Here is a 12,845-nt window from a genome sequence, read left to right as displayed (position 1 = left end):
TTTGTGAGCAACTGTTTTTATTCCTGGTTACCAATTAGTTTTCGGGCAGCAATCTGCACAGGATCCCAAACAGGAGAGAAGGGAGGTGCATACGATAAGTCCAAATCGATAATGTTTCTTAAAGTGAGTTTATTCGTAAGTGCGACTGCCAGCACATCAATTCTTTTTGCGGCGCCTTCTTCACCAATAATCTGTCCGCCAAGCAGTTTTCCTGTGTTCTTTTCGGCTATAAGTTTTACGCAGATATCTTTGGCATCCGGATAATAATGGGCTCTGGTTTTGGATTGTATGGTTGCCGTTATGTAGTCTATTCCTAAAGTCTTTGCTTCTTTTTCCAGTAGTCCGGTTCGGGCTACTTCATAGGAGCATATTTTACAGACGGCTGTTCCTACAATTCCGGGAAAAGCAGCCTTTTGCCCAAGAATGTTTTTTCCGGCAACTACACCGGTTTTATTCGCTACGGTTCCTAAAGCTACATGAAAAGGTTTTTTGCTTACAAGATGGTACGTTTCGGCACAATCACCCGCAGCCCACACATTTCGGATATTGGTTCTTTGTCTTCTGGAAACTTTAACGGCTCCTTTTTCAGACAGGGCAATCTTTGAATTTTTTAGAAAAGCAGTATTTGGGCTTGTTCCCATTCCTAAAATAACCATATCGGCTTTCAGTTTTTGCTTATTCGTCACAACCGCAGAAACGGTATTGTCTTTGACTTCAAAGTGCCTGAGTTCTTCTTTAAGATAAATAGTGACGCCCAGATTTTCCATAGCTTCACGAATGGTCTTGCCCATGTCAGGGTCAAGGGTATTCATGATTTCTTCGGAACGATTAATTAAGGAAACTTTGAGGCCTTTGATAAGAAGGGCTTCTGCCATTTCCAATCCAATATAACCGCCGCCAACAATGACTGCATGTTTTGGTTTCTTATTTTCTATATATTGATTGATTTTTATACCGCTTCTTAATGTTGAAACGCCAAAAACGCCATCAGCATCCCTGTTTTCTACTTCAGGACAATAGGCTTTTCCTCCGGTAGCAATCAGCAGCTTGTCATAATTTTCCCAGAATTGTGTTTTTTCAAGACTGTTTTTAACCAAAACTCTGTTATGGTCTGTGTCTACTTCAAGTACTTCATGCAGTATACGCGCATCAATATTATATTTCTTTTTGAATTGTTCCGGTGTCCTTATAATGAGCTCATCGGAAGAACTTACTTTTCCTGAAATAAAATACGGAATGCCACAAGCGGAATAGGAGGTATATTCCGATTTTTCAAATACGATGATCTCAATTTCTTTGTTTTCCCGCCGCACTTTCGAAGCGGCGCTCATTCCGGCAGCATCGCCGCCAATTATAATAAGTTTCTGTTTTTTCATAAAATAAAATCAGCCAAGATGCTTAAATGTAAACATTTTGGCTGATATAAAAAAAGATAGGGAGAGATTACTTTTTGAGGAATACTTTGAATCGGGTTCCTTTCCCTAATTCCGATTCAATTTCTATTTTTCCGTTTAACTTCTGTACCATTTTTTGTACGGTTGAAAGACCTATTCCGGTTCCTTTTGCCTCGAAACGGTCTGTTTTTCCTAAAGTTTCAAAAATGTTGAAGATTTTGTGATGGTTGGCTTTGTCGATACCGCAGCCATTGTCTTCGATAGAAATAATATTAAAATCTTCTGTTTCAGAAAAATCAATATGGATGATGCCTTTTGGCTTATCGTTGTATTTTATACTGTTGCTGATTAGGTTATAAAAAATCTGTCCCAAAGCCATTTTATTGGAACGAATCTTATGATTCTTATCGGGGAGTATGAACTGAAATTCATTTTTAGTATCCAGTATATCAATGAGATATTGCATGAAGTCATTGAGCCTGATATTTTCATTGGCAATAACCTGTTCGTTGTCATATTTGTAATACTCCAAAATGGCATCTACCAGTTTTTTCAACTCTTCAGATGATTTGTAAATATAACCCAGCATCTGCATTCCGTCTCCGTCAAGCTGGTCATGATTGCTTTCCTGAAGTAACCGGGTCAACATCATGATATTGTTCAAAGGAGATTTGATATCATGTGAAACGATAGAAGCAAATTGCTCCAGGTCTTTATATTTGGAAAGCAGCATGTTGTGGTTTTCCATTAATTGAAAATTCTTTTTCCTTAATTCCAGCAGATTGATAACCTGATTGGCTAATTTTTCTAAGGCCAGTAGTTGGAAATTATCCAAATTTCTCGGTTGGTTGTCAATAACGCACAACGAACCCAAAGCATGGCCGTTCGGATCAACTAAAGGCACACCAACATAACACCTAACATTCGGATGCCCGATAACATTAGGATTGTCATAAAAACGGTCATCTTCAAGCGAATCTGACACAATCATCATTTCGCGTGGATTATTTAATGTATGGGCACAAAAAGAAGTATCTCTGGCTCCTTCTGAAAATTCAAGGCCAATTTTTGATTTGAACCATTGACGGTCTTTATCAACCAGTGTAATGGTTGAGATAGGAGTGTGGCAGATTTCAGAAGCCAGTTTGACTATGTCGTCGAAATCTTTTTCCGGAGCGCTGTCTAATATTTTATAAGCCAATAAGGCATCAAGACGCTCCTTCTCATTGTGTGGTATTTGAGGGAAAATCATTTGAAGCAAAAATTAGGTTATGTCTTTTTATACGAAAAAAACGGGTTAATGGTTTTTGTTTTCGCAATAAAAATATTCTATTTCTAATTTGGTTCGACATTTACTATGGAGTTTAACAGATTTGCTCCTGAAATTTTTCCTGTTTCCAAATAAGAAATTTAGTATTTTAGCTTTATTAATTTAGTATACGCCATGTTAGTAAAAGTTTATGGAAGCGCCGTTTTTGGCGTAGAAGCCACAACAATCACCATCGAAGTAAATATCGATAAAGGCATAGGCTACCACCTGGTAGGATTGCCGGATAATGCCATAAAGGAAAGCAGCTATCGGATTGCTGCGGCATTAAAAAATAACGGCTACCAACTTCCGGGAAAAAAAATCACGATTAACATGGCTCCGGCCGATTTAAGAAAGGAAGGTTCTGCTTACGACCTGACTTTGGCCATTGGCATTCTTGTGGCATCAGGTCAGTTACAATCTGATGTGGTGGACCGTTATGTTATTATGGGAGAACTTTCGCTAGATGGAAGCCTGCAGCCAATTCGCGGAGCTCTGCCCATTGCAATCAAAGCTAAAGAAGAAGGTTTTAAGGGATTTTTTCTGCCAAAGCAGAATTTAAAAGAAGCTGCAATTGTTTCGGACCTGGAAGTATATGGTGTTGAAAATGTACAGGAAGTCATTGATTTTTTTGAAGGTAAGGGAAATATAGTTCCTGCCGTTTTTGATACCAGAGCGGAGTTTTATAAGACTTTAGAATTTCCGGAGTCTGATTTTAGCGATGTAAAAGGGCAGGAGTCCATTAAACGCTGTATGGAAATTGCAGCAGCCGGAGGACACAATATTATATTGATTGGTCCGCCAGGTGCCGATAAAACAATGTTGGCAAAACGTTTGCCCAGTATTCTACCACCTATGACTTTACGGGAAGCATTGGAAACCACAAAAATTCACAGTGTAGCGGGAAAAATAAAAGAAGCCGGATTGATGAGCCAGCGACCATTCCGAAGTCCGCACCACACCATTTCTAATGTGGCATTAGTTGGAGGAGGAAGTTACCCACAGCCAGGAGAAATTTCAATGGCCCATAACGGCGTATTGTTTTTGGACGAATTGCCGGAATTCAAACGGGAAGTATTGGAAGTCATGCGTCAGCCTTTGGAAGACAGGGAAGTTACTATTTCAAGGGCAAAATTTACCATAACCTATCCGTCATCGTTTATGTTGGTTGCAAGTATGAATCCAAGTCCGAGTGGTTTTTTTAATAATTCGGAGTCTTCCATTTCATCATCGCCTCATGAAACGAGCCGCTATCTGAATAAAATTTCAGGGCCGTTGCTGGACAGGATTGATATTCATATTGAAGTAACGCCGGTTCCTTTTGATAAACTCTCTGAAGAAAGAAAAGCAGAAAGCAGTGCCAGTATCCGGGAACGGGTAATCAAGGCAAGAGAAATTCAGGTAATGCGTTTTTCAGATTATGAAAAAGTAAATTACAATGCCCAGATGTCAACCCGACTGATTCGTGAGTTTTGCCCGTTAGACGAGAATTCGAAGGAATTATTAAAATCGGCTATGGAAAGGTTGAATCTTTCCGCCAGAGCCTATGACCGGATATTAAAAGTAGCCCGTACAATAGCTGATTTGGAAAATGCTACCGACATAAGTTCGCACCATATAGCGGAAGCCATTCAATACAGGAGTTTGGATAGGGAAGGTTGGCTGGGATAATGCCGAATTAAGTCAAATCTATTTCAAGATGGATATCAAGAGGTTCAAGCTTAAATAAATCGGAATCAATTTCTTTGGTTATAACAGCACCTTCATTTCTATAAAAATCAATGGTTGCCTTTGTTGGCGTAGCAGAAATGTAGAGTTTTTTTGCTCCAAAATCCAATGCAATTTTTTTACATTCCTCAATCAGTTTGTGGCCAATTCTTTTTCCTCTGTAATCAGCACTGACATACAGAATGTCTATCTTGCAATATTCTGAACGGATTCCTCTTTTTTTGTTTTCAACGGAAGCTACACCTGCAATCGTATCGTTGTCAAAAGCACCGATAACTTTTCCTCCTTCTTCAAGAATACGGTTCTGTGAAGTGATAATATATTCCAGTTCTTTAGGGTCAAAAGCTTTCACAACACAATATTCGGGTTTGAGAATCAGCGCTCCTTTTACATATTTGTAAATTTCGTGGATTATTTCTGAACGATTAATCTCTTTGATGGTAATCAGTTCAGCTTTTTTTAGTTCTCTAAAAGTAAGTCCCATGCTCATTTTTCAAATGTAGGAGATGCATGCTTATAAAAAAAGACCCGAAACCGAGTCTTTTATATTTTTATCGTATCTCAGCAAAAGTATCGCCTTGCTTTATATCTCCGGTCTTAAATCCTTTGTTGAACCAATACATCCGCTGTTCTGATGTGCCGTGCGTAAAAGAATCGGGAACAACCTGTCCCTGCATTTTCTTTTGGATGGCATCATCGCCAACGGCATTTGCGGCACTTAGGGCTTCTTCAATATCGCCGGGTTCTAAGATTTGTTTCATTTGTTCATTATAGTGCGTCCATACACCGGCATAGAAATCAGCCTGGAGTTCTAAGGCTACGGAAAGCTTATTGGCTTCGGCTTCGCTTAGTCCTTGCTGCATCTGTCTCATTTTGGCTGAGGTTCCTAAAAGCGTCTGTACGTGATGCCCAATTTCATGAGCCACTACATAGGCCACGGCAAAATCGCCACCTTTTGCCCCAAATTTTGATTTTAATTCGTCAAAGAAAGTCATGTCCATATATACCTTTTGGTCACCCGGACAGTAGAATGGGCCGGAAGCAGAACTGGCACCACCGCAGGCAGTACTTACCTGTCCGCTAAACAAAACCAATTTTGGAGCTTTGTAAGTCCAGCCATTTTCTTTAAAAATTTCCGTCCAGACATCTTCATTGTCAACAAGCAGTGCATTTACAAACTCTCCTTCTTCTTTTTCTTTGGCAGTCAGTTCTCTGGATTCGGTTGGTGCCGACTGTCCCTGCTGCATTTGTTCTAAAATAGGAGCAAGATTTTGGGCGCTTTCGCCTCCAAAAATGTTAATTAATAAAATGATAATTCCAATAAGTCCACCTCCGGCAACTACTTTGCCTGTTGAACCCAGACCTCTTCGGTCTTCCATATTGTCACTTTGACGTCTGCCTTGCCATTTCATGATTTTGTGTTTTTATACAAATTAAATACATTTTTGAATAAAAAGTAAATAATTATGAGAATGGAATTAGAAATCTTTTTTATTTGTTAATTATTCAGCTAATAAGATATCGGTTCCAGACCTGGTCTCCTAATTTCTGAATGCCATAACCTAAATTTTCAGTTTCTATTTTTTGAGAGGAATTATCTTCAAATGTCAAATGGAGGCATATTTTTTGGTTTTCTTCACAGACATTCCATGTGCCCTTATATTCCTGGGTGTTCTTATTGGGCAGGTAAAGTCCTCCGCCAGATACGCTGCTAAAGGATTCCAGAATATAGAGTACGGTAAAGTCCGGATATAAAAAAAGTGCATATTTTGTTTCTTCATACCAGCCGCCGTCGGAATAATCTCTGTCGCTGTTTGCTTTTTCAAAACGCAAGACTCTATTGGATAAAGTGGCAATCATTTGGTTTACAGATGGGTTCATAGTATACGGTTTTATTTTTTTATTGTTTCAAGAGGAATATCTGGCATAAGCCTTTATCAGCTTTTCATCATATCTGTTGGTTTTATAGCCTTTTCCGTTGTACTTAAGAGCAAATTCTGCCCAATTCTTGTTTTTTAGTAGCCGGATAAGATTGTTTTGCTCCAGAAACAGTCCGAAAGCTTTTAAGTGTTCACCTTCGTTCAGGTACATTTTCTCTACAAATTCGTCTATGCTCGCATAGCCTAATGATGGGGCGTTGAATCCCATGATTTGGTACAATCCCCAGGAAGCCGAACAGTAAGCCGCTTCCCTAAAAAGAGCATCGGGGTTTAGGTCGGCGGCTTTTTCCAAACGGTCATATTCACCTGAACCACCCACATAATATTTTTTAGTATAGCTTTGATATAAAATATTTTGAGTATCATTATTTACATAATTACTACAATTAATATTCCTCTTGTCTAATTCTCTCCAAAAGACATGTCCTTCAAATAAAATCTTTGGGCGTCCGTCAACAAGAAAACCTTTTCCGCCGCTTTCTACTTCATTGACTGCTTTTACAATGGTAAGTTCCAAATTGTGAAAACTGGCAAAATCCATAAGATTCTGTTCAGAAAGCAGTTTGTTGTTGGAAGCATATCCAACATTGGCAATCTCTAAGAGTCTGGACCAGGTTTTAATCCCTACAATTCCATCCACAACCAAAGAATGGCTTAGCTGGAAATCTCTCACGGCCTTTTCGGTTTCCGGACTGAAGTAATTGGATACCAGCAGCGGATATCCTAATTTTTGCAGGAGTTCATTCAGGTAATTCACTTCTGCCGACTTTGTTCCTAATCGAATTGTTTTCATTGGTTGATGGTTATTTTAGATGAGGTGGAGTAATCGAATACATGATTTTGCGATTTGACAAGGTTGTCATTCTTGTCAAAGTAGTTTACCTTATAGGATAACAGCGTATTGGTTGAAATGCTGTTTTTGACGATAAAATTGAATAATACCGGAATAGCAAATTCAGCCTTTAATTTTTCAATGGTGAATCGGCTTCCGGTTTGTTCCACAATCAGTTCCATAGTGATTTTGGAAGTGGTAGTTTTCTGTTTTTTGATTTCAATTTGCAGGTAGCGGTTGTAGCTGGTGGATTGGGAAACAATCTGGCTGAATTCGGAACTGATATCTTCAATACTTTCAAAATCAAAAAAAATATTTTTTACCGTAGATGATTTGGTATTAGGATTTAAAGCGATACTATCTAAAATTTTACTTTCACTACTGATTAAGTCAGGAAATTTGTTGAAATAGGTGCTGTTGAAATAGGCAGCATTTTCATTATTGACAAATAAGACGGAATTAAGCCTGCATTTTGAGATGGACTTGTTACTGATTTTAATCGTTTTGGAGGTATTGTCAATGACAGATTCAATCATTTCACCAATCGTTTTTTCGAGATTGAGTTCAATAATGCTGGTGTCTTTGATTTCTTTGTGCCTGAAATTGATATTTGCGAATTGGGATATGGTATTGTTCAGGGCATTAATCAATATACTGGCTTCCGAAAGGTTTTCCGTTGACAGATTGAACAGGAAATGTTTGCCGTCTGTAGAGATGTCGGACTGTTGCAGGAAATAATTACCACTGATTTCATAATCGGATTCGATGTCATTAGGAAAAAGAAACTGGACTTTTTCAAAATAATCGGTCTTGTCGCCGTCTATGTAATTATTCTGTAGCAATTCAATTTTCAGTTTCGCCAAATCAAATTCGGATAGGTTAGGACCTAAGGCAAACTGAAAGCTGATTTTAGAGATTTCTTCCTGGGTACTCGTTCCGTCTTCATAAGCATGAAATATGGTAGAAATACAAGGTTTCATGGTATCGAGGTCGCGTGATAGCCCGTATGTTTTTGAGATAAGCAAAAAGGTGTTGGGTTGTAATGTGGATTTGTAGATGGAAAGTTTGCTGAAATGGACTCCCGGAACAAAGATTTGCCTGAATTGGGAAAAATCTTCATTGAGGTTGAATGGGTTATTGATAAAACCGCCACCAATGGTTTTATAAAGGCTTGTAGCAGCATCTGATGACAGAGGATAGTTCAACGTTTTGTTTACCCGCAGGAGAAAAGTACTTTTTACGAGTTCTGCCTGTACATCCGTATTCAGGTGGTTTTCCTTTTGAATTTCCAATATCGAACGCCTTGAGATTATGGTATTCGGGGCATTTGATTTGATGACGAGCGGATTGCTTAGGATGGATGCTTTTGGTGTCCTGATGTTTTCTGTTCCTGGTTCGTTTCCGAAGAATTTCAGGTTTTTTATGGAACCGATATTCCGGGCTACTAAAAAATTCTTCCTGAATTTGGAATAGCCTTTAAATTCAAAAAACAGGTCGATACTACTTTTGAGGTTATTGATTTGGGTAATCAGGTTAAGAAATGCGATTTTGACAGCTTCATCCTTTAAATCAAACTGGATTTCATTTTTTTCGGGTGTTACTATGCCGTTAATCTTGATGCTGTCGTCTTTTATTTTTAGGTTTAATACAGCTTCCTTCAGGTTTAGGGCGATATTCTTTTCATTGGCTTTTAACGGCTTGTTTTTGATGGTGTATTTGAGTGTCACTCTTCCCATAAGTCCGCTGTTTTTTCCGGATTTATCCAATACATTTTCATAATAGAAAAGCGTATTGTTGTTTGGTGCTATTTCAATTTCGGGGAAAAGCAGGGTGATATTGCTATCGCTATAGTCTTTAAAAGAGGCACTTTCATCTATTGCCATATCTCCATCGAGTAAAGGAAAATATCTGTTGATTGGAAGGATACCTATGACAGGTCTGTCAATATTGATAGAATGGATAATAGGATGTTCAATAACAGTGAAAGGTGCATCAGGACTTACGACCGTAGTAAATGAGTTACTCGGCTTTGCGGGTTCCAGATTGAATCGATTGGTAGGAACCAGTTTTGTTCCTTCCAGTTTAAAGGTTTTTAAGTCAGGCATGATTTCTAATTTTGAGAATCTTTGGGTTTTAGTAAACAAAAGGGACATTTGTCCCTTTTGTAACTGTTTAAAAAATACTATTCCATGAATGGAGCTCTTATTTTTTCGATGTCGGCATTTTGCGCATCGGTTCCAGTTGGAATTTCAAATAAGATATCACCTTCCAGATAATCTATTTTTTGGTAATCTGTTGAAATGGTAACCTTTTTAGCTTTTTTACCAATCTTGCCCTTACAGGTATATTTTACTTTGTATTCTGTAGGCTTGATGTTATAGTCTAATTCATACCAGGCCTTATAAGGAAGCATTTCCTCATAGTTATCTGCGGTGAATTTGAACTTTTTAGTCGCCATTTTGTCTGCTTTAAATGTGACTTCCAGCGTATCTGATTCAAACAATTCTTCAGTAGACAGGTTGTAATTAATCATGTTCTGAACCAATAGCGGAATGAAGATTTTAGTACCTTCAAATTCATATTCATTGACAGTGTCTTTCAGTTTTACCCGTTTGTCTTTTTCATACATGATATTCTGCCTTACCTTAACTTTACTTGCTCCGTTGTTTTTTACGAAGTCAAAAACGAAAGCATTTTTTTCTTTGGATTTGTCGTTCCAGGTGGCAGGAAAGATGGCATCGATTTCTTTGCCGGCTCTGCTTGTGGTTTTTACATACGGAGTGCCTTCCGGAGCAATCATTCTTCCGGAACTTTTCCAGATAATTTTCCCTTTAGAATCCGGATAGCCCACTTCAATAGAAACCTGGCTTACAGGACTGTCATTGACGATGTCGCTGTCTTTGTCTAATTTGATTAATCCTCCGTTCAAAGAAGCAATTACCTGAACTTTTGAAAAATCTTCATCCAATTGGATTTCAGAGATGTATTTTTTCAGTTCTGTTTTAGCTTCAGTTCCGGACTTTAATGTAAGAGGAGTAAGGTTACCGCTGATTTTTGAGCTTAGCACTTCAATAGAAGAGAATCGGATACTGTCTGTGAAATTCACTTCTCTAACCTGTTGCCCGGACTTTAAGCTGAATCCCATACTGGCTCCCTGGTTCCAGATATTAAGAAGTTTTTCCGATTCTGAAGTTTCACCTCCAAAATTCTTATCGGTTGGGTCCAATATCTGCTTTCTCAACAATTCAAAAGCAAAGTCTCTGGCCTTTGTCATCAGCTGTTCTTCCACTTTTTTTCTTTCGGCATCAGAGAACTGATTATCTGTAATGATTTCGGTTGTGATACCGCCTTCTGTTACAATTTTTTCATATTCATGTTCCCAGTTTACACGGAACCAGCTGATTCCTGCACTGAATTTGGAAGAGAAATAGTTGTGTACTTTTTTGGCATTTACAGTAACCTTGATTTCGGTTGTTGGCATATAAGCTTTATACTTAATATTGTTTTCAACAACCAGATTATTGGTACCATTTTCTAAAGCACTTCTAACCAATGAGGCACTGTTTCTTCCCATTAAGATAGAAAGGGCATTATCGCCAAGTCCAAAAGTGGTTCCGCTGCCTTCTCCCTGAATATTAAATGACCAAGGGTTGGAGCCTCCAAAAGGATTGCTTTGGGATTTTTCACCCACTACGTGCATGGCAATAGTGTTTTCCGTTAGCTGTATCGGCCTTACGTTTGTAGCGTTAAAATCTTTATCGACACCTCTCAGGAAAGAGAAGAGTCCGAATAGTTTTGAAGTTCTCTGGCTTTTGTATTCGGCATCCAGTTTGATTTTTAATTTGTCGATTGCTTTTTTCAGCAATGCTTCCGGCAGGTCAATAGTACTGGTAAGTGTTGTATAGGCTCCTGCTTCTTCTTCAAGTCCTTCGGCACCAATTACAGTAGTACCGTCTGCTTCCGATTTGAATACCTGCATAGAGAATTTAAATCTTCCGTCAGGATGTTTGGATAGTCTTGGATACTTCGGATAATAATAGAACTGCATTGGCAATCCGTTATCTCTTAAAAGCATGTTGTTCGGGTCCGGAGAAAAAAGGACTGCGAAATCTGCTCCATCTTCTTTCTCCAAAAGAATTTCTACGGTTCCGGCTCCAGCGTGTGGGTAGCCAAGAGGGGTTACTTGTGACATTTTTTTAAATTTAATTATTAGATTCTTACTCTGTTAAGGTTTTTCAGATTACACCTTGTCTTTTAGCTAAAAACCGACGGTGTAAAATTCTTATTTGGCAATTAGCTGTAAAAGAGCATATTGCCTGATTTTTTTAAGATTATTTCCTGTAGATTTATTGTAGCGCTTTTCCCGGTTGGGAGAGGAAGAATGGCTTGCTAAAAAAGGGTAATTTTCCCCTTGCGATATTTTCCTAATTGAGATAGTTTTGGCGATTATTAACAACTTAAACTTGAAAAACATGAAAAGCTCAAAAACTATTTTTTTAGCTGGATTATTTTGTTTAACTTTTTTCTTTCAATCGTGTAGTGAGGATAGAATTTATGACAAGCCAACACAATTGATTTCTAATGAGTTGGCTACAGAGATGCATATGAACTACAATTCAAAAGCGGTGCGCTCAAAAGCGGAGGATAGTATAAAAGAAGATGCGAATGCAGTATGGTATTCTGTTGAAGAATTGGAAAAGTATATCAATTATATCAAGACAGAAGGAATTAATAAGGGTTATAAAGTAGATGGAATCAGATTGTATCTGGGTAGGTATCCTGATGACCCGAAATATGCTGAAAAAGCGGGGATGACCACTATATTTTTATCACCGACGGGTGCCAAAACCGATATGCAGAAATCCGGGATGCTGAATGTTTCGACTATGCAGGAAGAGCCTCATTATGATATAACCGATCTTTCAGTAATGAATTATGGTTCAATGGGTAACCCTCCTAAAATGACATATCCTTTCAAAAAATAATGTTAGAGGACTTAAGATTTTATTGCATTTACTTGGCTTTATTAGCGGGAATAGTAGGATTGTTGTTTTACAACAAACTTCCCGGTAATAAGGCTAAGTCCTTGCTAGGTATGATCTTTTTTTCTGTCCTGACAGAGTTTGTAGGCAGCAATCTCACCCGATGGACCGGATGGATTAATTATGGTGTGTATAATTTTTATATGCTCGTTAGCCTTTCTTATTATCTACTTCTTTTAAAATACCTGTTAGTCCAACGCAGCCATAGAAGATTAGTTGATGTATTCCTGGCTGTTTTTATACTTTTTTATTTCGCTAATTTTATTTTCATCCAAAAAAATATTTCAGAAACATTTACCTATAGTTTTACATTGGGAGTGTTGTTTGTCTTGCTAATGTCCTGTCTGTATCTGGTTGAAATATTTAATTCAAAAAAAATATTGAATTTCAGTAAATCGGTTTTTTTTTGGTTTATCTTAGGCGTCCTGCTTCTTCACGTCCCTTATTTGCCTTTTATGCTGGCTATTAAGTGGTTCCTGATTGAAAGTAATGAAAGTGTTTACAGTCTTGTACTGTTCATTCTCAATGTCTTGATGTATGGTTGTTTTATAATTGGATTTATATGGAGCGAAAAGAAATACAATTACTAGTTATTTCATT

The 12,845-nt window shown here is 38.0% G+C and carries 11 protein-coding genes; 3 read left to right on the top strand and 8 right to left on the bottom strand.

Annotated features, from left to right (window positions below; genetic code table 11):
• Positions 1–17 precede the first annotated feature (17 nt).
• Both BGO88_RS02335 and BGO88_RS02330 read right to left on the bottom strand, forming a co-directional pair.
• Entirely contained in the window at positions 18–1,376 is a 1,359-nt protein-coding gene (locus BGO88_RS02335; RefSeq protein ID WP_286705804.1) for a CoA-disulfide reductase, read from the bottom strand.
• Between the two features lie 67 nt (positions 1,377–1,443).
• On the bottom strand, positions 1,444–2,646 hold the full coding sequence (locus BGO88_RS02330; protein ID WP_286705803.1) for a sensor histidine kinase: 1,203 nt from the start codon (positions 2,644–2,646) through the stop codon (positions 1,444–1,446).
• Positions 2,647–2,838: 192 nt separating this feature from the next.
• Between BGO88_RS02330 and BGO88_RS02325 the strand changes: the two genes are divergently transcribed.
• Positions 2,839–4,374, top strand: coding sequence for a YifB family Mg chelatase-like AAA ATPase (locus tag BGO88_RS02325; protein WP_286705802.1), 1,536 nt, complete (start codon positions 2,839–2,841; stop codon positions 4,372–4,374).
• 7 nt (positions 4,375–4,381) lie between these two features.
• On the opposite strand, the gene BGO88_RS02320 is transcribed toward BGO88_RS02325, so the two are convergent.
• From BGO88_RS02320 to BGO88_RS02295, 6 genes are all read right to left on the bottom strand, one after another.
• Positions 4,382–4,915, bottom strand: a complete 534-nt coding sequence (locus tag BGO88_RS02320) for a GNAT family N-acetyltransferase (protein WP_286705801.1) — start codon at positions 4,913–4,915, stop codon at positions 4,382–4,384.
• Positions 4,916–4,982: 67 nt separating this feature from the next.
• Complete coding sequence (gene ypfJ / locus BGO88_RS02315; protein ID WP_277017099.1) at positions 4,983–5,843, bottom strand: KPN_02809 family neutral zinc metallopeptidase; 861 nt, start codon at positions 5,841–5,843, stop codon at positions 4,983–4,985.
• A 94-nt stretch (positions 5,844–5,937) separates the two neighbouring features.
• Entirely contained in the window at positions 5,938–6,312 is a 375-nt protein-coding gene (locus BGO88_RS02310; protein WP_286705800.1) for a hypothetical protein, read from the bottom strand.
• Positions 6,313–6,339: 27 nt separating this feature from the next.
• On the bottom strand, positions 6,340–7,164 hold the full coding sequence (locus BGO88_RS02305) for an N-acetylmuramidase domain-containing protein (protein WP_286705799.1): 825 nt from the start codon (positions 7,162–7,164) through the stop codon (positions 6,340–6,342).
• Positions 7,161–9,308 (bottom strand): hypothetical protein, encoded by a 2,148-nt coding sequence (locus BGO88_RS02300; protein WP_286705798.1) that lies wholly within the window; start codon positions 9,306–9,308, stop codon positions 7,161–7,163. The genes BGO88_RS02305 and BGO88_RS02300 overlap by 4 nt, the downstream gene beginning before the upstream one ends.
• A gap of 77 nt (positions 9,309–9,385) precedes the next feature.
• The gene (locus BGO88_RS02295) at positions 9,386–11,395 is read right to left on the bottom strand and encodes a hypothetical protein (RefSeq protein WP_056066571.1); all 2,010 of its coding nucleotides are present in this window, start codon (positions 11,393–11,395) and stop codon (positions 9,386–9,388) included.
• 280 nt (positions 11,396–11,675) lie between these two features.
• Between BGO88_RS02295 and BGO88_RS02290 the strand changes: the two genes are divergently transcribed.
• Complete coding sequence (locus tag BGO88_RS02290) at positions 11,676–12,188, top strand: hypothetical protein (protein ID WP_235498550.1); 513 nt, start codon at positions 11,676–11,678, stop codon at positions 12,186–12,188.
• Between the two features lie 110 nt (positions 12,189–12,298).
• A complete protein-coding gene (locus BGO88_RS02285; protein WP_235498551.1) occupies positions 12,299–12,835 on the top strand; it encodes a hypothetical protein in 537 nt (178 codons plus the stop codon).
• Positions 12,836–12,845: the final 10 nt, after the last annotated feature.

The sequence above is a fragment of the Flavobacterium sp. 38-13 genome (assembly GCF_001899155.1).
GTDB lineage: Bacteria > Bacteroidota > Bacteroidia > Flavobacteriales > Flavobacteriaceae > Flavobacterium > Flavobacterium lindanitolerans.
This window is presented reverse-complemented; position numbering and strand designations above follow the sequence as displayed.